This is a genomic window from Enterobacter cloacae complex sp. P13B, from assembly GCF_014895915.1.
Lineage (GTDB): Bacteria > Pseudomonadota > Gammaproteobacteria > Enterobacterales > Enterobacteriaceae > Enterobacter > Enterobacter bugandensis.
On sequence record NZ_JADBQN010000048.1, the window covers coordinates 39,252 to 61,034 of the forward strand.

The 21,783-nt window shown below is 55.7% G+C and carries 20 protein-coding genes; 11 read left to right on the forward strand and 9 right to left on the reverse strand.

What is annotated here, in order from left to right:
* Positions 1-25: 25 nt before the first annotated feature.
* Together IM273_RS19410 and fghA are read right to left on the reverse strand one after the other, a co-directional pair.
* Complete coding sequence (locus tag IM273_RS19410; protein ID WP_193051497.1) at positions 26-2,011, reverse strand: ligand-gated channel protein; 1,986 nt, start codon at positions 2,009-2,011, stop codon at positions 26-28.
* Between the two features lie 268 nt (positions 2,012-2,279).
* Entirely contained in the window at positions 2,280-3,107 is an 828-nt protein-coding gene (fghA, locus tag IM273_RS19415; protein ID WP_028013863.1) for an S-formylglutathione hydrolase, read from the reverse strand.
* A gap of 138 nt (positions 3,108-3,245) precedes the next feature.
* Between fghA and IM273_RS19420 the strand changes: the two genes are divergently transcribed.
* The 7 genes from IM273_RS19420 to mglC all read left to right on the forward strand — a co-directional run bounded on the left by IM273_RS19420 (position 3,246) and on the right by mglC (position 11,438).
* Positions 3,246-4,394, forward strand: a complete 1,149-nt coding sequence (locus IM273_RS19420; protein ID WP_063943449.1) for a YbfB/YjiJ family MFS transporter — start codon at positions 3,246-3,248, stop codon at positions 4,392-4,394.
* Between the two features lie 102 nt (positions 4,395-4,496).
* Positions 4,497-5,165, forward strand: a complete 669-nt coding sequence (folE, locus tag IM273_RS19425; RefSeq protein WP_023330924.1) for a GTP cyclohydrolase I FolE — start codon at positions 4,497-4,499, stop codon at positions 5,163-5,165.
* Between the two features lie 18 nt (positions 5,166-5,183).
* Positions 5,184-6,341 carry a DUF418 domain-containing protein YeiB gene (gene yeiB / locus IM273_RS19430; RefSeq protein ID WP_193051498.1) on the forward strand — a complete coding sequence of 386 codons (1,158 nt, stop codon included), beginning with the start codon at positions 5,184-5,186 and terminating at the stop codon, positions 6,339-6,341.
* A gap of 155 nt (positions 6,342-6,496) precedes the next feature.
* Positions 6,497-7,519 carry an HTH-type transcriptional regulator GalS gene (gene galS / locus IM273_RS19435; RefSeq protein WP_048960194.1) on the forward strand — a complete coding sequence of 341 codons (1,023 nt, stop codon included), beginning with the start codon at positions 6,497-6,499 and terminating at the stop codon, positions 7,517-7,519.
* Positions 7,520-7,813: 294 nt separating this feature from the next.
* Positions 7,814-8,812, forward strand: a complete 999-nt coding sequence (gene mglB / locus IM273_RS19440) for a galactose/glucose ABC transporter substrate-binding protein MglB (protein ID WP_008500923.1) — start codon at positions 7,814-7,816, stop codon at positions 8,810-8,812.
* 79 nt (positions 8,813-8,891) lie between these two features.
* A complete protein-coding gene (mglA, locus tag IM273_RS19445; RefSeq protein WP_028013859.1) occupies positions 8,892-10,412 on the forward strand; it encodes a galactose/methyl galactoside ABC transporter ATP-binding protein MglA in 1,521 nt (506 codons plus the stop codon).
* A 15-nt stretch (positions 10,413-10,427) separates the two neighbouring features.
* The gene (gene mglC / locus IM273_RS19450; protein ID WP_013097952.1) at positions 10,428-11,438 is read left to right on the forward strand and encodes a galactose/methyl galactoside ABC transporter permease MglC; all 1,011 of its coding nucleotides are present in this window, start codon (positions 10,428-10,430) and stop codon (positions 11,436-11,438) included.
* Positions 11,439-11,487: 49 nt separating this feature from the next.
* On the opposite strand, the gene IM273_RS19455 is transcribed toward mglC, so the two are convergent.
* The 6 genes from IM273_RS19455 to IM273_RS19480 all read right to left on the reverse strand — a co-directional run bounded on the left by IM273_RS19455 (position 11,488) and on the right by IM273_RS19480 (position 16,840).
* Positions 11,488-12,876, reverse strand: coding sequence for a glutamine synthetase family protein (locus IM273_RS19455; protein WP_193051510.1), 1,389 nt, complete (start codon positions 12,874-12,876; stop codon positions 11,488-11,490).
* A 121-nt stretch (positions 12,877-12,997) separates the two neighbouring features.
* Positions 12,998-13,717: an outer membrane permeability protein SanA gene (gene sanA / locus IM273_RS19460; RefSeq protein ID WP_028013857.1), complete on the reverse strand. Its 720-nt coding sequence runs from the start codon at positions 13,715-13,717 to the stop codon at positions 12,998-13,000.
* A 126-nt stretch (positions 13,718-13,843) separates the two neighbouring features.
* Positions 13,844-14,728 (reverse strand): cytidine deaminase, encoded by an 885-nt coding sequence (cdd, locus tag IM273_RS19465; RefSeq protein WP_126300525.1) that lies wholly within the window; start codon positions 14,726-14,728, stop codon positions 13,844-13,846.
* 129 nt (positions 14,729-14,857) lie between these two features.
* Positions 14,858-15,553: a CidB/LrgB family autolysis modulator gene (locus tag IM273_RS19470; protein WP_041909023.1), complete on the reverse strand. Its 696-nt coding sequence runs from the start codon at positions 15,551-15,553 to the stop codon at positions 14,858-14,860.
* Positions 15,550-15,945 carry a CidA/LrgA family protein gene (locus tag IM273_RS19475; protein ID WP_193051499.1) on the reverse strand — a complete coding sequence of 132 codons (396 nt, stop codon included), beginning with the start codon at positions 15,943-15,945 and terminating at the stop codon, positions 15,550-15,552. Before IM273_RS19475 ends, IM273_RS19470 begins: the two co-directional genes overlap by 4 nt.
* 190 nt (positions 15,946-16,135) lie before the next feature.
* Positions 16,136-16,840, reverse strand: a complete 705-nt coding sequence (locus IM273_RS19480) for a type 1 glutamine amidotransferase (protein WP_028013853.1) — start codon at positions 16,838-16,840, stop codon at positions 16,136-16,138.
* A 59-nt stretch (positions 16,841-16,899) separates the two neighbouring features.
* On the opposite strand from IM273_RS19480, the gene IM273_RS19485 reads away from it, so the two are divergent.
* The 4 genes from IM273_RS19485 (at position 16,900) to IM273_RS19500 (ending at position 21,057) form a co-directional block, all read left to right on the forward strand.
* A complete protein-coding gene (locus IM273_RS19485) occupies positions 16,900-17,697 on the forward strand; it encodes a helix-turn-helix domain-containing protein (RefSeq protein ID WP_045259735.1) in 798 nt (265 codons plus the stop codon).
* 41 nt (positions 17,698-17,738) lie between these two features.
* A complete protein-coding gene (gene dusC, locus IM273_RS19490; RefSeq protein WP_193051500.1) occupies positions 17,739-18,671 on the forward strand; it encodes a tRNA dihydrouridine(16) synthase DusC in 933 nt (310 codons plus the stop codon).
* A 152-nt stretch (positions 18,672-18,823) separates the two neighbouring features.
* Positions 18,824-20,242, forward strand: coding sequence for a multidrug resistance outer membrane protein MdtQ (mdtQ, locus tag IM273_RS19495; RefSeq protein ID WP_193051501.1), 1,419 nt, complete (start codon positions 18,824-18,826; stop codon positions 20,240-20,242).
* Between the two features lie 50 nt (positions 20,243-20,292).
* Positions 20,293-21,057, forward strand: coding sequence for an SDR family oxidoreductase (locus tag IM273_RS19500; protein WP_193051502.1), 765 nt, complete (start codon positions 20,293-20,295; stop codon positions 21,055-21,057).
* A gap of 44 nt (positions 21,058-21,101) precedes the next feature.
* On the opposite strand, the gene IM273_RS19505 is transcribed toward IM273_RS19500, so the two are convergent.
* Positions 21,102-21,674, reverse strand: a complete 573-nt coding sequence (locus IM273_RS19505; protein WP_028013848.1) for a DedA family protein — start codon at positions 21,672-21,674, stop codon at positions 21,102-21,104.
* Between the last annotated feature and the right edge of the window lie 109 nt (positions 21,675-21,783).

The window sequence follows — 21,783 nt, forward strand, 5'->3', positions numbered from 1 at the left end:
CCGAGCGGGCTTTTTTATGGGCAGATCAGAAGCTGTAGGTCATGCCAACCGTATAGCGACGCCCGTCCAGCACGGTGTCATACGTGTCGTAGTCAATCTGCTTATCCAGCACGTTATACACACCGGCGGTAACCAGCAGGTTTTTGTTCGCGTTGTAGCGCAGACCGACATCAACCTGAGTGTAGGACGGTATGCCCTGGGACATTGACGTGCGGCTCAGGTACTCAGATGTTTTACCGCGAAGGTTCAGACGGCTCCAGAAACCTACGTCGGGCGTCGCCTGCCAGTCCAGGGTGGTGTTGAACATGTGCTTCGGCATCTTGTTCAGCGGCTTGCCTGAGAACTGACCGCTCTTCTGCTCAGATTCGGTATAGGTATAGTTTGCGGTCCAGTTTACATCGCGCGAGATTTTCCAGCCGAAGGAGGACTCCACGCCGCGCATGTTGGCTTTGTCCACGTTAACGCGGTCGCTCACGAAATCATAGCTGTGATCGCCAATCGTACAGGCGGGATCGGCGCTGCTGTTACAGCGGCGAACTTCCGTAATCTTGTCCTTGAAGTCGGTATTAAACAGCGTCACGCCGGCATTCAGGTTATCGTTGTTATCCCAGAGCAGGGCGAGCTCTTCGCTCAGACTCTTCTCTGGTTTCAGATCCGGGTTGCCAACGATGATACCGTCAAGACGGCCGCCACCCGTTACCTGGCCCCAACTGGCAGACGACTGCCGCAGATCCGGCGCACGATAGCCAGCCGAAACCCCGCCTTTCAACGTCCAGTGATCGGCCAGGTGCCATACGCCGTAACCGCGCGGCGTCCAGTTCGTCCCGTAGTTTTGGTCTTTGTCCATACGCAGGCCGCCGGTCAATGTAAAGCTTTCCGTCATTGACCATTCATCTTCGGCAAACAGGGCCCAGCTCCAGCGCGTCAGTTTGTTCAGGCCGTCCGCAGCTTCCAGCTGATTGCCCTCGTCGCGCAGTTTCTCATACCGATACTGCCCGCCGAGGGTCAACGTATGATCGCCGAGGAAAATCTGGTTCTGGTTGTTGAAGGTGGTGTTATACGAGCGCATTTTGCGACCTGGATTATTGGTCTCTTCCTGCTGGATATAGCTGGTGGTATTGAAGTCGTCGTAATACCCGCTGTGGGTTAAGGAGTAAGTTGTGTGCTCATAGCGTGAGTCGCTTTTAGTATTTGGCTTACAGGTCGTTTCCCGGCAGGTTTCAGCCGCTTTCGACATCCCTGGCGTGCTGTTTCTGTCCTGAAGCTCGCGAGCAAAATCAAGATCGAAATCGTTCTTCTCATCCGGGGTGAAGTTCAGGGTAATGCCACCGTTACGCATTTTCTGCTCGTTATACCCGTTCACGATTTTATCTTCGGCGCGGCGTGACAACAGCCCCGTCACTTTTGCGCCAAGCAGACCGTCAATCAGGGGACCAGAAGCGTAGGCGTTGGTCTGGAAGATATCGCCGGAATCATGGTTTTCCTGGAAGGTTGCATCGCCGTGCAACGAACCGGTCCAGGCTTTAGTGTTTGAGACTTTTTTGGTAATGACGTTGATGACGCCACCCATCGCATCGGAGCCGTAAAGTGAGGACATCGGGCCGCGGATAACCTCAATGCGCTCAATGGACTCCAGCGGCGGCAGCCAGCCTTGTTCAATACCCGAGTTGTCGCTGTTTGGGCGGGTGCTTCGCGTACTGACGCGTTTGCCGTTCACGAGGAACAAGGTGTACTGAGATGCCATGCCGCGAATGCTGATATCACTGCTACTCCCGCCGCCGGTGACGACCACGCCCGGGACGTCTCTCAGGGCATCGGTAACATCACGGTAGGCTTTATCTTCAATCTGCTGTTTCGAAATAACAGAGATGGAGGCGGGGGCATTCTGGATCTTTTGTTCAAAACCCGTCGCGGTGACGACAACGGTGTCCTGATCGGCTGCGTGAACGAGAGGGGTGAATGTGGCAGCGCCAACGGCGACGGCCAGGAGCTTAATGCGGGGTATTGTCATTTGTACATTCCGTATAAAAATGAATAAAACTCCATCGGGATAACCCTGAGAACTGTATGTTTTTGTCTTTTAAGAACTCTTTAAGATGGAGAAGAGCCTGGAATTGTACAAAAGAATGTAGAATTGTAAACACAAATGATAATTGAAATCATTTGTGTTTGAAGGGGGTGAAAGGAAACCAGCCTGGATTCAAGCGGATAGAACTATGTAAATGAGGGGGAGGGGAAAGGCCCGGTATGCAGGAGGCTACCGGGCAAAAAGGCTGAACTTACCTGAACAGATGTTCCGCATGGAAGCGGAGATGATCTTCAATAAAGGACGCCATAAAGTAATAGCTGTGATCGTATCCCGCCTGAATGCGCAGCGTCAGCGGCCAGTCCTTCTGGCGCGCCGCTTCAGCCAGAACCGCAGGCTGTAACTGTCCGGCGAGGAACTGATCCGCATCACCCTGGTCGATAAGCATCGGAATCGCATCTTCCGTCCGGCTTGCCAGCATCAGCGCGCAGCTATCCCATTCCTGCCATTTCTCTTCATCTTTACCCAGATAGTTTGTGAAAGCTTTTTGTCCCCACGGCACCTGCGTTGGGTTCACAATCGGCGCGAACGCAGAGACGCTGGTGTATTTCCCCGGGTTTTTCAGCGCCATGATTAACGCCCCGTGCCCGCCCATGGAGTGGCCGCTGATGGCGCAGCGGTCGCTCACCGTAAATTCGGCCTTAATCAGCGCTGGCAGCTCGTCGCGAATGTAGTCATACATGCGGTAATGGCTCGCCCACGGCTGCTCGGTGGCGTTGAGATAAAATCCGGCACCTTTGCCCAGGTCGTACCCGGCATCGTCCGCCACATCATCGCCGCGCGGGCTGGTGTCGGGCATCACCAGCGCAATGCCCAGCTCGGCCGCAATACGCTGCGCGCCCGCTTTGGTGGTGAAGTTTTCGTCATTACACGTCAGGCCTGAAAGCCAGAACAGAACCGGCGGATTTTCCGTCGGGGGCAGGAAAATGCTGAACGTCATGGCGCAGTTCAGCGTGGTGGAGTCGTGCCGCCAGCGCTGCTGTCGACCTTCAAAACAACGGTGCTCTTCGAGCAGTTCCATGCAGGGCTCCTTAATGAGAATAGCTATTCATTAGAGCCATAATACAGCGTTTTCATTTACCTGTGAGCAACTTTCACTTTCGCGGAACGGCGAGATGCTGCATCATAAATTTACTTTTTTTTAACAATTGGAGCTGTCATGGCGCTGCGTATTGCGCTTAGTGGGTTTGTCGTTCTGGTGGTGGCGATGGGGATAGGGCGCTTCGCCTTTACGCCTCAGGTGCCGCTGATGATTGCCGCCGGGCAACTCACGCTCACCAGCGCAGGTCTGGTGGCGGCGATGAATTATCTGGGCTATCTGGTGGGCGCATGGGATGCCATGCGGGCGCACCGCTTTGTTGAAACGCGACTCTGGCTTGGCATCACCGGTGCGGTTGCGCTGACCCTGCTCTCCGCCGCCGCGGATAACGCGGTTGTGCACGGCCTGCTGCGCTTTGTGATTGGCTGCATGAGCGGCTGGTCAATGGTGCTGATTGCCGCCTGGAGCAACGAGCGGCTGGGGCAGTTGGGTAAACCGGGGCTCAGCGCTGCCGTGTTTGCCGGTCCTGGCGCGGGCATCGCCCTGAGCGGCCTGCTCGCGGTCTATATTCAGGCGAAATCCCTTTCGGCCGGTGCGGCGTGGCAAATCTACGGCGTGCTGGCGCTGGTATTGGTCGCGCTGGTGGCGCGCTATTTGCCGCGTTCCGGACAGCTTCATCGACCCGGCAGCGCGCCAGAGCCGCTGTTGCTGACGACGGATCTCAAGCGCCTGGTCTGGAGCTACAGCCTGGCGGGATTTGGCTATATCCTTCCGGCGACCTTCCTTTCGCAAATGGCGGCGGTGCGTTTTCCCGGCAGCCTGTTTGCCCAGTTTGTCTGGCCGATTTTTGGTGCCGCGGCCGTGGTGGGGATTGCGCTCAGCATTCTTTTGCGCCACACCTCAACGGCTAACCGCAGGCTGGCTATCGTGCTGTGGTTACAGGGCGCGGGCGTGCTGGCGGCCTGGCTGCTGCCGGGCATTGGCGGCTTGCTGACGGGCGGGCTGCTGGTGGGAGGCGGGTTCCTCTGCGCGGTGCAGCTCTCTCTTTTATACGGCCGCGAGCTGGCGCCACACCACACGCGCTATATGGCGGGGCTGCTCACCACCGGGTATGCCATCGGGCAATTGGTGGGGCCGGTGACCTCGGCGTTATCAACCTGGCTAACCCACCGGCTGGAGCCTGCGCTGGGGCTGGCTGGCGTTGCGCTGTTTGTCGCAGGTGCCCTGGTCTGGAATCGCCACGCTGAAAGGCAACAGCAATTGCAATAATTATCGTCGTGAATACTGGATTATGTGCGTCGCCTCACGCACAATGAGCGCATACTTTTGCCACAACGAGGGCGAAAGACGCCACACCTGCAGGAGAACAAAATGTCATCACTCAGTAAAGAAGCTGCCCTGGTCCACGAAGCCCTGCTCGCGCGCGGTCTTGAAACGCCACTGCGTCCGCCCGTTCAGGATATGGACAATGAAACCCGTAAAAGTCTGATTTCCGGGCATATGACCGAGATCATGCAACTGCTGAATCTCGATCTGAGCGATGACAGCCTGATGGAGACGCCCAAGCGTATCGCGAAAATGTACGTTGACGAAATTTTCTCCGGACTGGATTACGCCAACTTCCCGAAAATTACCGTCATCGAAAACAAGATGAAGGTGGATGAGATGGTGACGGTACGAGATATCACCCTGACCAGCACCTGCGAGCACCATTTCGTGACCATCGACGGTAAAGCGACGGTGGCGTATATCCCGAAAGACACGGTGATTGGCCTGTCGAAGATCAACCGTATTGTGCAGTTCTTCGCACAGCGCCCTCAGGTGCAGGAGCGTCTGACGCAGCAGATCCTGATCGCGCTGCAAACGCTGCTGGGTACTAATAACGTGGCGGTCTCTATTGATGCGGTGCACTACTGCGTGAAAGCGCGCGGCGTGCGTGATGCGACCAGTGCGACCACCACCACCTCACTGGGCGGCCTGTTTAAATCAAGCCAGAACACCCGCCAGGAGTTCCTGCGCGCCGTGCGTCACCACAACTAATCAGACAGGGCAGGGACCATGGAGCGAAACGTCACGCTCGATTTTGTTCGCGGCGTCGCCATTCTGGGTATCCTGCTGCTGAATATCAGCGCCTTCGGTCTGCCGAAGGCCGCTTACCTCAATCCCGCCTGGTACGGCGACATCACCCGAAGCGATGCCTGGACGTGGGCGATCCTCGACCTGTTTGCTCAGGTTAAATTCCTCACGCTGTTTGCGCTGCTGTTCGGCGCGGGACTGCAGCTTCTGCTCAAACGCGGCACGCGCTGGATCCAGTCGCGCTTAACGCTGCTGGCAATTCTCGGCTTTATCCACGGCCTGTTCTTCTGGGACGGGGATATTCTTCTCGCTTATGGGTTAGTCGGGCTGATCTGCTGGCGGCTGATTCGCGACGCGCACAGCGTGAAAAGCCTGTTTAACACCGGCGTGATGCTCTATCTCATGGGGCTCGGCGTCCTGCTTTTGCTGGGGCTGATCTCCGGTGACGCGACAAACCGTTCCTGGATCCCGGACGCCGCTAACCTCCAGTACGAGCAGTACTGGAAGCTGAAGGGCGGTACGGAAGCGATAAGCAACCGTGCGGATATGATGGGCGACAATCTGCTTGCCCTGGGGGCGCAATACGGCTGGCAGCTGGCGGGCATGATGCTGATGGGCGCGTCACTGATGCGCACCGGCTGGCTGAAAGGGGAATTCAGCCTGCGTCACTACCGCCGCACCGGCGCGGGGCTGGTCCTGCTGGGCGTGCTGATTAACCTTCCGGCGGTGATGGCGCAGTGGCACCTTCACTGGGATTACCGCTGGTGCGCGTTCCTGCTGCAGGCGCCGCGTGAATTGAGCTCGCCGTTCCAGACCATCGGCTATGCGGCGCTGATCTATGGTTTCTGGCCGCAGCTTTCTCGCCTGTGGATCGTCAGCGCCGTAGCCTGCGTTGGGCGGATGGCGTTAAGTAATTACCTCCTGCAGACGCTGATCTGCACCACGCTTTTCTATCGCTTTGGCCTGTTTATGAAATTCGACCGCCTCGGACTACTGGCGTTTGTTATTCCGGTCTGGATAGTAAACCTGGCGTTTTCTGTCATCTGGCTGCGTTATTTCCGCCAGGGACCGCTGGAGTGGGTGTGGCGTCAGTTAACCGCACATGCTTCGGGGGTATCATTGAGTAATACATCCAGATAACGATCTGGATCACAATCATTAACAAAACGGATGTAAGCGTTTTCATGAGTGTGAGCTTCTTCACGTAGTCCCCTTTCTCTCGCTGCCAAAATAGCCACCTTGCTAAACACAGGGGGTGTCTGTGAGTTGCTGCAATTCTTTGAAGGATGGTGAATATGATCACCATTCGTGACGTCGCCCGTCTGGCGGGCGTTTCTGTGGCTACCGTCTCCCGCGTGCTGAACAACAGCGCGCTGGTCAGCCCTGAAACCCGTGAAACCGTAATGAAAGCCGTGACCCAGCTCGGGTACCGGCCAAATGCCAACGCGCAGGCGCTGGCAACACAGGTCAGCGATACCATCGGCGTGGTGGTAATGGATGTCTCGGACGCCTTTTTCGGTGCGCTGGTGAAAGCGGTCGATGTGGTCGCCCAGCAGCATCAGAAATACGTGCTGATTGGCAACAGCTATCACGAGGCGGAAAAGGAGCGTTATGCCATTGAAGTGCTGATCCGCCAGCGCTGCAACGCCCTGATTGTTCACTCAAAAGCCTTAAGCGATGAAGAGCTGGTCGGGTTTATGGAGCAGATCCCGGGCATGGTGTTGATCAACCGCATCGTCCCGGGCTATGCCCACCGCTGTGTCGGGCTGGATAACGTCAGCGGCGCCATGATGGCCACCAAAATGCTCATCAATAACGGCCATCAGCGGATCGGCTATCTGGCCTCCAGCCATCACATTGAAGATGACGAGCTGCGGCGTGAGGGGTGGCAAAACGCCCTGAAAGAGCACGGTATTACGCCATCAGAAAGCTGGATTGGCACCGGCACGCCGGATATGCAGGGCGGTGAGGCGGCAATGGTGGAACTGCTGGGCCGCAATCTGCAGCTTTCTGCGGTGTTTGCCTATAACGACAGCATGGCGGCAGGCGCGCTGACTGCGCTGAAGGATAACGGCATTGCGGTGCCACAGCATTTGTCATTGATTGGTTTCGATGATATTCCGATTGCCCGTTACACCGACCCGCAGCTGACTACGGTGCGCTATCCCATTGCTTCTATGGCAAAACTGGCGACCGAGCTGGCGCTACAGGGAGCGGCTGGGCTGCTGGATCCGGGGGCAACTCACTGCTTCATGCCGACGCTGGTGCGCCGTCATTCCGTCGCCGCCCGGCAAATTGTGGTTCCGATCACTAACTGATTACACCAGGTGATGTAACCGTTTTCAATCTGTGAGTAAATTCACAGTATCTTAACAAGGCGCTGACTATGATGTCAGCGTTTTAGGGGCTGAAACGCTATGTAACGGTGATTATTCGCTTTCACCATAGCCAATGTGCCGCAAACAACGAATAAAACGCATTTCTGGAGCGTTACCGACCACGGAAGATAGAAATTTTATAAGTGAACGTCGGCTGTCAGTAACGTTTTATTAACACCTGCCTGCCGATCGTTATTCACAAGAACTACCCTGCATAAAAAAACCGGAGATACCATGAATAAGAAGGTGTTGACCCTGTCTGCTGTAATGGCAAGCATGCTTTTTGGTGCAGCAGCGCACGCTGCGGATACCCGTATTGGTGTGACCATCTATAAATACGACGACAACTTCATGTCTGTTGTGCGTAAAGCAATTGAGAAAGATGCGAAAGCAGCGCCAGACGTACAGCTGCTGATGAATGACTCCCAGAACGACCAGTCCAAACAGAACGATCAGATCGACGTTCTGCTGGCTAAAGGCGTTAAGGCCCTGGCGATCAACCTGGTTGACCCGGCTGCAGCAGGCACGGTTATTGAGAAAGCGCGCGGCCAGAACGTGCCAATCGTCTTCTTCAACAAAGAACCTTCCCGTAAAGCGCTGGACAGCTATGACAAAGCGTATTACGTCGGTACTGACTCTAAAGAGTCCGGCATTATTCAGGGCGATCTGATCGCGAAGCACTGGGCGGCGAACCCGAACTGGGACCTGAACAAAGACGGTCAGATCCAGTTCGTGCTGCTGAAAGGCGAGCCTGGCCACCCGGATGCTGAAGCGCGTACCACCTATGTTATCAAAGAGCTGAACGACAAGGGCCTGAAAACCCAGCAGCTGGCGTTAGATACCGCGATGTGGGACACCGCTCAGGCGAAAGATAAGATGGACGCGTGGCTGTCTGGCCCGAACGCGAACAAAATCGAAGTGGTCATTGCCAACAACGATGCGATGGCAATGGGTGCGGTTGAAGCGCTGAAAGCCCACAATAAATCGTCCATCCCGGTATTTGGCGTGGATGCCCTGCCGGAAGCGCTGGCGCTGGTTAAATCTGGCGCAATGGCCGGTACTGTTCTGAACGATGCCAACAACCAGGCGAAAGCGACCTTCGATCTGGCGAAAAACCTCGCCGACGGTAAAGGCGCGGCGGATGGCACCAACTGGAAAATTGACAACAAAATCGTTCGCGTGCCTTACGTGGGCGTAGACCAGTCCAACCTGGCTGAGTTTATCGGTAAATAAGATCTTTGTTTTGTCTTCACTGGGCGCAATTCGTTGCGCCCTTTTATAACGCGATATGCGAGGCCAACAAGGTATAATTATGGTCAGCACAACTACTCAGTCGTCCGGTGAATACTTGTTGGAAATGACAGGCGTCAACAAGTCCTTCCCCGGTGTTAAGGCACTTGATAATGTTAATTTAAAAGTCCGTCCTCACTCTATTCATGCATTAATGGGGGAGAACGGTGCGGGTAAATCAACGTTATTAAAATGTCTTTTTGGGATCTATCAAAAAGATTCTGGCAGCATTCTTTTTCAGGGGAAAGAGATCGATTTCCATTCAGCGAAAGAAGCGCTGGAAAACGGTATCTCGATGGTTCACCAGGAATTAAACCTGGTACTGCAACGCTCGGTAATGGATAACATGTGGTTGGGACGTTACCCAACTAAAGGTGTGTTTGTCGATCAGGATAAAATGTATCGCGACACCAAAGCGATTTTCGATGAGCTGGATATTGATATCGATCCGCGCGCCCGCGTGGGGACATTATCCGTTTCCCAGATGCAGATGATCGAAATTGCCAAAGCGTTCTCCTATGATGCGAAAATCGTCATCATGGATGAACCTACCTCGTCATTAACGGAAAAAGAGGTTAATCACCTTTTTACCATTATTCGTAAGCTGAAAGAGCGCGGCTGCGGCATTGTGTACATCTCGCACAAAATGGAAGAGATCTTCCAGCTGTGCGATGAAATTACCATCCTGCGCGACGGCCAGTGGATTGCCACGCAGCCGCTTGAAGGGCTGGACATGGACAAGATCATCGCCATGATGGTCGGCCGTTCCCTGAACCAGCGCTTCCCGGACAAAGAGAACAAGCCAGGTGAAGTAATCCTCGAAGTGCGCAATCTGACCTCGCTGCGCCAGCCGTCCATCCGCGATGTTTCTTTCGACCTTCACAAAGGCGAAATTCTTGGCATTGCTGGCCTGGTAGGGGCAAAGCGTACCGACATCGTGGAAACCCTGTTTGGCATCCGCGAGAAGGCCGATGGCACCATCACGCTGCACGGGAAGAAAATTAACAACCATAATGCCAACGAAGCCATTAATAACGGTTTTGCGCTGGTGACGGAAGAACGTCGTTCGACCGGTATTTATGCTTATCTGGATATTAACTTTAACTCGTTAATATCTAATATTCGCAATTACAAAAACAAAGTCGGGCTGCTGGATAACTCCCGCATGAAGAGCGATACCCAGTGGGTAATTGACTCCATGCGCGTGAAAACGCCAGGCCACCGTACCCAAATCGGTTCGCTTTCCGGTGGTAACCAGCAAAAAGTTATTATTGGCCGTTGGTTATTAACCCAGCCAGAAATTCTGATGCTGGATGAACCGACCCGCGGTATTGACGTCGGCGCGAAGTTTGAAATTTATCAGCTGATTGCCGAGCTGGCGAAAAAGAATAAAGGGATCATTATTATTTCTTCCGAAATGCCGGAACTGTTAGGGATCACGGACCGTATTCTGGTTATGAGCAATGGTCTCGTTGCCGGTATTGTTGACACCAAAACGACAACGCAAAACGAAATTTTGCGTCTTGCGTCTTTGCACCTTTAAGATCAGGGGCTCCTCATGAGTGCGTTAAATAAAAAAAGTTTTCTCACTTACCTGAAAGAAGGCGGTATTTACGTTGTTCTTTTAGTCCTGCTGGCCATTATTATTTTCCAGGACCCTACGTTCTTAAGCCTGCTGAACCTGAGTAATATTCTGACCCAGTCCTCCGTGCGTATCATCATTGCGCTGGGCGTGGCGGGCCTTATCGTCACCCAGGGGACGGACCTTTCTGCTGGTCGTCAGGTCGGCCTGGCGGCGGTTATTGCGGCAACCCTGCTGCAGTCGATGGAAAACGCCAACAAGGTGTTCCCGGAGATGGCGACTATGCCGATTTTCGTGGTGATCCTGATTGTCTGCGCCATCGGGGCGGTGATTGGCCTGATCAACGGTATTATCATCGCGTACCTGAACGTGACGCCATTTATCACTACGCTGGGTACGATGATCATCGTTTATGGTATCAACTCCCTGTACTACGACTTTGTGGGCGCGTCGCCGATTTCGGGCTTTGACAGCGGCTTCTCCACCTTCACGCAGGGGTTTATCGCGCTGGGCAGCTTCCGCCTGTCGTACATTACCTTCTATGCGCTGATTGCGGTGGCGTTCGTCTGGATCCTGTGGAACAAAACGCGCTTCGGTAAAAACATCTTCGCTATCGGTGGTAACCCGGAAGCGGCGAAAGTGTCCGGGGTAAACGTTGCCCTGAACCTGCTGATGATTTACGCGCTGTCCGGTGTGTTCTACGCCTTCGGCGGGATGCTGGAAGCAGGCCGTATCGGCTCCGCAACGAACAACCTTGGCTTCATGTACGAGCTGGATGCGATTGCGGCCTGCGTGGTCGGCGGCGTCTCCTTCAGCGGCGGGGTGGGTACCGTGCTCGGCGTGGTCACCGGTGTGATCATCTTTACCGTCATCAACTACGGGTTGACCTACATCGGCGTGAACCCGTACTGGCAGTACATCATCAAGGGCGCCATCATTATCTTCGCGGTGGCGCTGGATTCACTGAAGTACGCCCGTAAGAAGTAATCGTCACTCGCCATACCCGGCCCGCTCACCGAGCGGGCTTTTTTATGGCCTATGCCAGATGGGACTCTTCTTGCGTCACAATGCGCTCAAACCACTCGAGTTCAGAAAGCTTGCAGGCGACCCACTGTTCGGAAAAGGCGTCGCCCAGGCTGTCGGTGAGATACTGACAGCGGGCGAAGGCCTCAATTGCCTCCTGCTGGAACAGCGGGAGTTCCGGTTGATCCTGCTGTGGTTCCTGGAGTTCCCCCTCGTCGATATGTTCCAGCCCGTACAGCATGCCGGTCAGGATTGTGGCCGCCACCAGATACGGATTCGCATCGGCTCCGGCAAGCCGGTACTCGATACGACGGTTGCTCTCTTCCGAGCAGGGAATGCGCAAGGCGGCGGAGCGGGTGTTATAGCCCCACGAGTTAAAGACGGGTTCCGTCAGGTTTTTTCGCAGGCGACGAAACGCGTTGACCCCCGGCGCAAGAATGGCGACGGAGGCGGGCATCAGCGCCAGCTGGCCCGCGATGCACAAGCGCATCATGCTGCTCAGCGCGTTCACCGGCGAGGCAAAAACGTTCTCGCCACGGCTGTTGTTAAGGCTGAAATGGATGTGCAAACCGCTGCCGGAGAGCTGGCTGAAAGGCTTAGCCATAAAGTTAGCCTGAAGACCGTGCTTTTCAGCGACATAGCGGGTCAGGCGGCGCAGGGCCAGCACGTTATCACAGATCTCTACGACGCGCTGGCTGTGCTTCAGGTTTAATTCGTACTGTCCGGACTCGGCTTCTGCTACCACCCCTGACAGCGGGATGCGCTGAAGGTGCGCCAGCTGTTCCAGCTCGTCAAAAAGCGCCGCGTGCGCCGACGAGGTGTCCATGTGAAAACAGCCCTGATTTTGCGGATCGCGATCGCCCTGTCCCGTCAGGTAAAACTCGATTTCCGGCGCAATGACCGGAAAAAGGCCGTGCTGGTGGAAGCGGGCCACGACGTTCTGCAGTATCGTGCGTGGCTCAAGCGGGCAGGGGTTACCGTCGCTATCCTTCATCGTCAGCAGGATCTGCGCGGTATGCTCCGGATCCTGCGGACAGGGACGCAGAGAACCGGCGACCGGGACGCACAGCCGGTCGGGTTCATCATAAACCGGGGCTGCGATTTTTCCCTTCTGATCCATGGAGTAGACGGAAAGCGGAAAATAACAGCCTTTTTCCAGACTCAGCATGCTCTCCACCGTGAGGCGCTTGCCGCGCATCGTGCCGTTGATATCGTTCAGGTAAACGTCAACGTGTTTCGTCTGCGGGTAGCGTTCCAGATAGTCGGCCACTTCCACGGCAATATTGTGCTGGAGGGCGTCAATTTTTTCATCCAGCCAGAGACCAGAATTAAGTGCGCCGGGGAGTGATAATCCGGGAAAGTTAAAGTAAGGGCGGAGACTTTTGAGGAAAAACGCATTCATTATCGAGTTCATAGTCATTCTTCAATGAAGCCGTAGCGGCAGTGAACTCAGGTTAAAAGAGCTGGCGTAAAGGGGGGATAAAAAGCGTCAGTGCCGGCGTAAAGAAAGTATAAAGGCAGGCCTACTTTTTCTCTTTTTTCTGCATATCCAGCAGCTGCTCCGGCGTCACCGCCGGGTAACCCTGCGCGTCTTCCGGCACTTCATGCATCGCCGGAATGGGCACCAGAGGGCCTAAAAAGCGCGGTTCGCGTTTGAAGATATAGAGATCGGCCAGGGCACCAAAGCGGGCACCAAACTCGCGGACGCGCACGCTCAGCATATCTTTCGGCGACGGCACCGCGTAGCACTGGGCCTGAATGCCCATGTGCAGGGCGATAAACAGCGCGCGCTCGCAGTGGAAGCGCTGGGTGATGATGATGAAGTCGTTGGTATCGAAGACTTTGCGCGTGCGCACGATGGAGTCCAGGGTGCGGAACCCGGCGTAGTCGAGCACGATATCGGCCGGATCGACGCCCGCGGCAATCAAATCCTTCCGCATCGTCACCGGCTCGTTATAGCTTTGCAGCGCGTTATCGCCGCTCAGCAGCAGGTAGTTTACCTTGCCGCTGTTGTAGGCGTTCAGCGCGCCCTGAATGCGGTAGCGGTAATACTGGTTGATAACCCCGGTGCGGTAATACTTGGCGGTGCCGAGCACCACGCCCACCTGACGGTAGGGGAGATCCTGCAGGTCATCAAAGATGTAGGGGGCCGTTTTCCAGCTCATCCAGCGGTCGAGACCCAGCACGATAAACAGCAGTATGCCGACCAGGACAGACAGGCTGTAAAAAACGCGCTTTAACATGAAGATGGCTCGTTCGTGGATGAAATTTAACTCAGGCTACTTTACCCGCCTGGTTAGCGCAAGAAACAGCGACTCAACTGAGGGGTTTTTCAGCAACGTGGCGGACATTTCTGTCCGCCGGAAGGTTTACGCCAGCAGGACGCGGTCGATCGTCGTGCAGCCTAACGCCTTGAGCGTTGCGGCGGTGGCATCCCACTGAATCAGCGGCGCATCGGCCTTTTCGGCCAGAACGGCACGCTGAATGTCCGGATAATCGTAGCCGTTCAGGCTCAGCAGGTTGAGTGCGCCCTGCAGCGGCGGCAGCGTTGGGTTAAACGCGGCGTTTTCCGCATAGCTGCCGGTGAAGATACGGCCATCGCGGCACTGCAGTGCCACGCCGCTCGGGGAGTTGCTGTACGGGGTGTGGCTCTTGTTCGCCGCGCGTATGGCCGCCTGGTTCAGGTCATCGCCGGACAGGGCGAAACCGTGATCCTGCTCGTCCATCAGCAGAGTTTTGATCTCAAGATCTTTCGGGCCAAAGGCATCCGGCAGGTAATCGCCCAGCGTGTGCGGCGCGCGGCCCGGCAGGTTAATGCGCAGCTGCAGCCCGCTGTTCAGCTCGTTCATGAACTGGCGGCAGTGGCCGCATGGGGTGTAGTTTACGGTGATGGCGCTCAGGGCTTTCTCACCGCGCAGCCAGGCGTGGCTGATGGCGCTCTGCTCCGCGTGAACGGTCTGCTGCATGGTTGCGCCGAGGAACTCCATGTTCCCGCCGAAGTACCAGGTTCCGCTGACGCCGCGCGCGATGGCGCCGACGTTGAAGTGGGAAAGATCGGCCCGGGCGCAGGCGGCAGCCAGGGGCAGCAGTGCGAAAGCCAGCGCGTCTTCATCCATCCCGGTTGCCTGTTTAAGCACCGTGACCTGCTCCGCCGTCAGCAGGGCGGGGAAATGTGCATCTGCCAGAACGGGAGCCAGGGCTGACTGCAAATTCTCTGCAAGCTGAGCGAAGGCAGCTTGAAAACGTGGGTGCATGGCGTTTGCCTCATAAAGGTTAATGGATCGGTAGTTTACGGAGCCGCAAGGCCTTTATATGTGATCCACATCTCATTATGTATGCAACTTATGAAATCAAAACGAAATTTGCGCGACGCATCGCAAATTTTAGCCCATCACCGCCAGAATCAGCGGGAAAATGAACGGGGCGAGCAGGGAGGTGATAATCCCGCAGATCACCAGCGCAAGCGAGCTAAACGCCCCTTCCTGATAGTCCAGCTCCGCGCAGCGGGCGGTACCCAGCGCGTGCGAGGCGGTGCCCATCGACAGCCCGCGCGCCGCTTTGGTGTGAATACGCATCCCGTTCAGCAGAGTGTGGCCAAACACCGCGCCGAGAATACCGACGAAAATCACGCACATCGCGCTGATGGCCGGAATACCGCCGAGGCTGCCGCCTACCGCCATCGCGATAGGCGTGGTCACTGATTTAGGCAGGATAGAGGCGGCAATTTGCGGGGAGGCCCCCATCAACAGCGCCACCGACGTGCCGGTAATCATCGCCACCAAGCTTCCCACAAAACAGATAGTAATGATGGACTTCCACCGTGCGCGGATCTGGTGCAGCTGCTCATATAAAGGAAAGGCAAGCGCGACAACGGCGGGCTGCAGGAGGTCGTTTAAAATTTTGCTGCCCGCAAAGTAACGCTCATAAGGAATGCCGGTGAGCAGCAGGAAGGGAATAATCACCACCATCGCCACCAGCAGGGGGTTCAGCAAGGGCATTTTAAATCGTGCGGCAAGCTTGCGCGCGGCGAAGAATACCAGCAGGGTTAACGGCAGTGACCACCAGATATTAGCCATCATTTTTTTGTTTTCTCCCCGACCACGTTACGTTCTCCATGTACCAGATGAGAACTCCAGCTCACCACCAGGAAAACCACCAGCGTACTGACCGCGCAGGAAATGACAATCGGGCCGAACTGCGCCTTGAGCAAATCAAAATACTGCATGACGCCCACGCCGATAGGCACGAACAGCAGCGCCATGTAGCGGATAAGAATGAAGCAGCCTGGATTGACCCACTTTGCAGGCAGAATTTGCAGCGCCAGTAAAACGAAGAGGATCAGCATACCGATAATGCTGCCGGGAATGGTGATAGGCAGCAGCGACGCGATGAAAATGCCGGCATACAGGCAGGCGTAAATCAGGACGAATGCGCGCAGATATTGCCAGATAATGTTCAATGGTTTGCTCATGGTGATAGTCCTTGCTGAAACGCATTCATCATACAATTAAACCTAAAAATGTGCCACGGATCACATCATGAATTTTGAGCATACCAGACATTCCGGAATGGAACGTCCGGTATCACCTTACTGGTGCAGGCTACAGTTTAGAGGAAAGGGATTGCGCTGGCGAAGTAACGCGCCAGAGAAGGTATCAGCGTCAGGCGGTCAGTTTATCGAGAAAAGAAAACAGCACCTGGTTCATTTCGCGATAATCATGCGAGCGGAGTTTTTCCGCCGTTTCGACAAAACGGAATTCACCCGCACGGCGGAGGTCATTCTGCGAATGCTCAATCAGCAACTCTACCACCTCCGGCGTCAGCTCCATATGGCACTGGAAACCGTAAACCCGTTCGCTGTATTGCACGATCTGGCGGGGACAGCCCTCGCTGTAAGCCAGAACCTTAGCCTGCGGCGTCAACCCAGGCATATCGTTATGCCAGTGACCGACGTTCAGCACGCTGCCAAAGTCCTCAAACAGCGGGTTCGCCTTGCCTGCATCTGTGAGCCTGACGGGAAATTTGCCGATCTCTTTTTCCGGACTGTGGCAAAACGCTGCGCCCAGCGCTTCGCCGATAAGCTGTGAGCCCAGACAAACGCCTATCACCGTTTTACCTGCCTCTATCGCGCGGCTGATGAGTGCCTTTTCCGCCTGCGCATCAAACCAGGGGCATTCCTCGAGCGTGGTAGCGGGGGATTGCGGGCCTCCCATGATGATAAGCAGGTCTGTGCCCCCCAGTTCCTCAGGTAAAGGTTCGCCCTGATACACTCTGGTGTAGCTCAGACTGCAGCCGCGGCTTTTCCCCCAGATTTCATAGGCGCCTGGCGCCTCGAAATGTTCATGAATAATAAAATGGATGTGCATTGCGTCTCTCTCTGGTTACGTGTACAAGCAGCATCATAAGAGGAAGGGGGGAATGTGAAATGCCAACCGTTATCGATAAAACGCCAATTCACGACGATGCTATCGGATGGTCAAGAGGGGCAATTCGCTATACGCGCGGCGAAGTCGATCCGCCTCACCAGCATTCGCAGGGACAACTTTTGTTTGCCATTAAGGGGGTTATGCTGGTTGAAACCGGCAGCAAACGCTGGGTCATACCGCCGCAGCGCGCGCTGTGGATCCCTCCCTTTCAGGAGCATACCTACAGCGTGTTATCCGCAACGGAGCTTCGCGCGGTCTGGTTTAGCCCGGCACTGATTTCGCAATGCGAACCTTTTAAGCGGAAAGACGAGGTTCACGTGATTATGGCCACAGCGTTGTTCAAAGAGCTGATTGCCGGGCTGTTCAGCGCGGAATACCGGCCGGCAAGCCAGCGCAGCATGGCCGTTTTGCTGCTCGACATCCTCAGCGAGACGCAGCAGATTTCTGCCGAACTGCCGATGCCCGTGGATGAGCGCTTACATCGCGTGGCCTGTGACATCATTGCCAACAATCTCTGGGATCTCTCTCTGGAAAGGCTGGCGGAACGGGCCGCGATGTCTGAACGCACATTTTCACGTGCGTTTATCAACGATACCGGCTTTAGCTTCCGGGCCTGGCGACAGCGCGCAAGGATTTGTGCCTCGCTGGATCTCCTCGCCAACGGATACCCGGTTAAGCAGGTGGCCTGGATGCTGGGGTTTTCCGGCCCGGCGGCATTTGCGGCGGCGTTTCGCGCTATTGTTGGGGCAACGCCGGGTGATTTTCTGCCTGAACAGAAGCGCTTCCCAGCGATATAGAGAGCGGCTACTATAGCGCGTCTTTTTTCACAGGTACTGCTATGCGTGTTTTACTGGCCCCAATGGAAGGCGTGCTCGACTCCCTCGTGCGCGAGCTTCTGACCGAGGTGAACGATTACGATCTCTGCGTAACGGAGTTCCTGCGCGTGGTCGATATGTTGCTGCCAGAAAAGTCATTCTATCGTCTCTGCCCTGAACTGCATCGCCAGAGCCGGACCCCTTCCGGCACGCTGGTGCGTATTCAGCTGCTTGGCCAGTATCCTGAATGGCTGGCGGAAAACGCCGCCCGCGCGGTAGCGCTTGGCTCTTACGGGGTGGATCTTAACTGCGGCTGCCCGTCGAAGCTGGTAAACGGCAGCGGCGGTGGAGCGACGTTGCTGAAAGATCCTGAGCTGATTTACCGCGGCGCGAAAGCCATGCGTGAGGCCGTGCCCTCGCATTTGCCGGTGACGGTTAAGGTGCGCCTGGGGTGGGACAGCGACGCCCGACAGTTTGAAATTGCCGATGCGGTGCAGCAGGCCGGGGCCACCGAGCTGGTGGTGCATGGCCGCACTAAAGAAGACGGCTACAAAGCCGAGCGCATTAACTGGCAGGCGATTGGTGAGATCCGCAAACGACTTACTATTCCGGTGATCGCCAACGGCGAAATCTGGGATTACGAGAGCGCGCAGGCGTGCCTGAAAGCCACCGGCTGCGATGCGGTGATGATTGGCCGCGGCGCGCTGAACGTGCCGAACTTCAGCCGGGTGGTGAAATATAACGAGCCGCGGATGCCGTGGGCAGACGTCGTCACGCTGCTGCAAAAATATAGCCGTCTGGAGAAACAGGGCGACACCGGTTTGTATCACGTCGCGCGTATTAAGCAGTGGCTGAGTTATTTACGCAAAGAGTACAGCGAAGCGCTGGGATTATTTCAGGAGATCCGCACGCTGCAAACGTCGGCTGATATTGCGCGGGTTATACAGTCAAAATAATCGGCACTTATATTTAAAAATAAATAATTCACTCGGTGAATATTTTGCCGAGTATGTAAGTGTATGACAATTTGCGGATTGCCACGCGTTACTAAAAAATAGCGCGTCATCAAGCGTAAGTTGCGCCTTTATTTTTTTGAGTGCATGGCGTAATGAAACGTTTTCTTATTTTATCTCTGAGTGCTCCCCTTGTTTTTATGCTGGCTGCCTGCGCACCGGAACATTCCACGGTGTCGCCAATTCAAACGCAAACGACAGCCGCGTCCGTTAATACCCAACTTCGTCATGCGGACTGGCCGAAAAATGAATGGTGGAAAGAATATAACGACCCGCAGTTAAATTCGCTTATTGCCAAAGCCATAGCGGATGCGCCCGATATGCAAATTGCCCGGCAGCGCATTACGCTTGCCGAAGCGCAGGCCAGAGCCGCTATCGCAGCCGATGGCCCACAAATGGATTTCTCAGCGGATGTTGAACGGCAAAAAATGTCGGCAGAGGGGCTGATGGGGCCGTTTGCCCTTACCGACCCGGCGGCGGGCACCACCGGCCCATGGTATACCAACGGCACCTTTGGCCTGACGGCGGGCTGGGATCTCGATCTATGGGGAAAAAACCGCGCCCGGATTGCAGCGCGTATCGGTAAAGTGAATGCGCAAAAAGCGGAGCTGGAGCAGACCCGTCAGCTGCTTTCAACCAGCGTTGCGCGCCTTTACTGGGCGTGGCAGACCCAGGCCGAAGCAGGGGAAGTTCTTACCCGGATTAAACAGGAGCAGGAAAATATTATCGACGCCGATCGCGAACTGTATCAGCACGGTATTACCTCCTCGGTGGAGGGCGTCGAAACCGATATACACGCCAGTAAGACTAATGAACAGCTGGCCGACGTAAAGGGCAAAATGAAGGCCATTGAAGCGCGTCTGGATGCGCTGACCGGCACCCCGGCGACACACCTTACGCGCCACCCGTTGCCTGCAACAGAAGCCTCGCTACCGTCAACGCTGGGATATGAACTGCTGGCTCGCCGACCGGATCTGCAGGAAGCGCACTGGTATATCGAAGCCTCCATGAGCGAGGTGGAAGCCGCCAGAGCGGCGTTCTATCCTGACGTGAACCTGATGGCGTTCTTACAGCAGGATGCCTTGCACCTGAGCGATCTGTTCCGCTCTTCAGCCCAGCAGATGGGCGTGACTGCCGGACTGACGCTGCCGATCTTCGACAGCGGCAGGCTAAACGCTAATCTGGATATCGCCCAGGCGCAGAATAACCTCTCGGTCGCGAACTACAACAAAGCGGTGGTGGAGGCGGTCAATCAGGTGGCGCGTACGGCAAGTGAAGTTGAAACCCTGACGGCAAAAAATCGTCACCAGCAGCAGATCGAAAAAGACGCGGCGCGCGTGGTGGCGCTGGCGCAGGCGCGTTTTAGCGCAGGTATTATTGCCGGTTCGCGGGTCAGCGAAGCCAGAATCCCGGCACTGAAAGAGCATCTTGAAGGCGTCATGTTGAAAGGCCAGTATTTCGACGCCACGCTGCAGCTGACGTCAGCGCTGGGCGGCGGCTATCATCATGGCTAAACAGGGCCATTATCTATACTTACCTCTTTGCAGTTTTTCAGGAGGTGAGTATGAACAGAGTAGCGATTGTAACCGCATCGGATTCCGGGATCGGTAAAACCACGGCGCTGATGCTGGCAGAGCGCGGGTTTGATATTGGCGTCACCTGGCATTCGGATGAAAAAGGGGCGCTGGAAACCTGCCGTGAAGTTGAAGCGCGTGGGCAGCGTGCAGAGGCTATCCATCTTGATTTAAGCACGCTCCCGGACGGCGCTGAAGCCATTGAAACGCTGATTGCGCGTTTCGGCCGGCTGGACGTGCTGGTTAACAATGCCGGAGCGATGACCAAAGCGCCATTTCTTGAGATGGCGTTTGACGACTGGCGGAACATTTTTACCGTCGACGTGGACGGCGCGTTTCTCTGCTCGCAGATTGCGGCACGGCAGATGGTGAAGCAGGGGGAAGGCGGGCGGATTGTGAACATCACCTCGGTGCATGAACACACGCCGCTGCCTGATGCCAGCGCTTACACGGCTGCGAAACATGCGCTCGGCGGCTTAACCAAATCGATGGCGATGGAGCTGGTGAAGCACAAGATTCTGGTGAACGCCGTCGCACCGGGGGCCATTGCCACGCCGATGAACGATATGGAAGACAGCGAAGTGAAGGAAGGGTCAATGCCGGAAATCCCGCTGGCAAGGCCGGGCCACACCAAAGAAATCGCCAGCCTGGTGGCGTGGCTGTGTGACAGCGACGCCAGCTATACCACAGGGCAATCGTTTATCGTCGACGGGGGCTTTATGCTGGCGAACCCGCAGTTTAAGCCGGAAGGGTAACAGGTTTCCCCTCTCCCCAAAGGGGTGAGGGGCACCAGGCTGACTCACTCCTCATCCCGCTTCTTCTCTCTGTGCCGCATCCACAGCCTGACCCCAATCACCGCCACAACCACCAGAATCAACCACGCCCAGTGCTTCAGGTGTTGGTCAAGGTTATGCAGCCACGGGCCAATCACCTCGCCACCCACGTAACCAAGCGTGGTGAAGATCAGCGCCCAGGCTATCGCGCCAACAATATTCAGCGGCAGGAAAATTTTTGGCGGCAGGCGGCTGGCACCAATCAGTATCGGTCCGATAATCCTGAAGCCGTACATAAAGCGGGTGCCTATGACGAACAGATAAGGGTGACGCTGGATCAGGCGCTGCGCGCGGTTGATTTTCTTTTTGTGTTTAACGAAACGCTTGAGCAGCGTCGGGCCAAAGCGTAGCCCCAGGAAGTAGAGCAGCTGATCGCCAATCATGCCGCCCAGCGCGACCGCAGCGACGACCAGCGGAAACTTCAGTAAGCCCTGATGCGCGGCGACGCCGCCCAGCAGCGTGATGGTTTCACCTTCCGCCACGCTGCCGATGACCAGCGCGGCATATCCATATTGTTCAATGAGTGCGTTAATATCCATTACGTAACGGTTATCTCCCTCTGCGTACCTCGTTTAATCATATACCTCATGAATCAACCGCGCGGCAATCAACGGAAATTTCCCACTGTACATAAAATAATCTAAAGCC

What these genes read in the sequence shown, in the direction of transcription:
- folE (WP_023330924.1), top strand. Translation starts at nt 4,497, where the DNA reads ATGTCATCACTCAGTAAAGAAGCTGCCCTGGTCCACGAAGCCCTGCTC.
- dusC (WP_193051500.1), top strand. Translation starts at nt 17,739, where the DNA reads ATGCGTGTTTTACTGGCCCCAATGGAAGGCGTGCTCGACTCCCTCGTG.
- IM273_RS19505 (WP_028013848.1), bottom strand. Translation starts at nt 21,674, where the DNA reads ATGGATATTAACGCACTCATTGAACAATATGGATATGCCGCGCTGGTC.
- IM273_RS19455 (WP_193051510.1), bottom strand. Translation starts at nt 12,876, where the DNA reads ATGAATGCGTTTTTCCTCAAAAGTCTCCGCCCTTACTTTAACTTTCCC.
- mglA (WP_028013859.1), top strand. Translation starts at nt 8,892, where the DNA reads ATGGTCAGCACAACTACTCAGTCGTCCGGTGAATACTTGTTGGAAATG.
- galS (WP_048960194.1), top strand. Translation starts at nt 6,497, where the DNA reads ATGATCACCATTCGTGACGTCGCCCGTCTGGCGGGCGTTTCTGTGGCT.
- IM273_RS19475 (WP_193051499.1), bottom strand. Translation starts at nt 15,945, where the DNA reads ATGAGCAAACCATTGAACATTATCTGGCAATATCTGCGCGCATTCGTC.
- cdd (WP_126300525.1), bottom strand. Translation starts at nt 14,728, where the DNA reads ATGCACCCACGTTTTCAAGCTGCCTTCGCTCAGCTTGCAGAGAATTTG.
- yeiB (WP_193051498.1), top strand. Translation starts at nt 5,184, where the DNA reads ATGGAGCGAAACGTCACGCTCGATTTTGTTCGCGGCGTCGCCATTCTG.
- IM273_RS19480 (WP_028013853.1), bottom strand. Translation starts at nt 16,840, where the DNA reads ATGCACATCCATTTTATTATTCATGAACATTTCGAGGCGCCAGGCGCC.
- mglC (WP_013097952.1), top strand. Translation starts at nt 10,428, where the DNA reads ATGAGTGCGTTAAATAAAAAAAGTTTTCTCACTTACCTGAAAGAAGGC.
- mdtQ (WP_193051501.1), top strand. Translation starts at nt 18,824, where the DNA reads ATGAAACGTTTTCTTATTTTATCTCTGAGTGCTCCCCTTGTTTTTATG.
- sanA (WP_028013857.1), bottom strand. Translation starts at nt 13,717, where the DNA reads ATGTTAAAGCGCGTTTTTTACAGCCTGTCTGTCCTGGTCGGCATACTG.
- fghA (WP_028013863.1), bottom strand. Translation starts at nt 3,107, where the DNA reads ATGGAACTGCTCGAAGAGCACCGTTGTTTTGAAGGTCGACAGCAGCGC.
- IM273_RS19470 (WP_041909023.1), bottom strand. Translation starts at nt 15,553, where the DNA reads ATGATGGCTAATATCTGGTGGTCACTGCCGTTAACCCTGCTGGTATTC.
- IM273_RS19410 (WP_193051497.1), bottom strand. Translation starts at nt 2,011, where the DNA reads ATGACAATACCCCGCATTAAGCTCCTGGCCGTCGCCGTTGGCGCTGCC.
- IM273_RS19420 (WP_063943449.1), top strand. Translation starts at nt 3,246, where the DNA reads ATGGCGCTGCGTATTGCGCTTAGTGGGTTTGTCGTTCTGGTGGTGGCG.
- IM273_RS19500 (WP_193051502.1), top strand. Translation starts at nt 20,293, where the DNA reads ATGAACAGAGTAGCGATTGTAACCGCATCGGATTCCGGGATCGGTAAA.
- mglB (WP_008500923.1), top strand. Translation starts at nt 7,814, where the DNA reads ATGAATAAGAAGGTGTTGACCCTGTCTGCTGTAATGGCAAGCATGCTT.
- IM273_RS19485 (WP_045259735.1), top strand. Translation starts at nt 16,900, where the DNA reads ATGCCAACCGTTATCGATAAAACGCCAATTCACGACGATGCTATCGGA.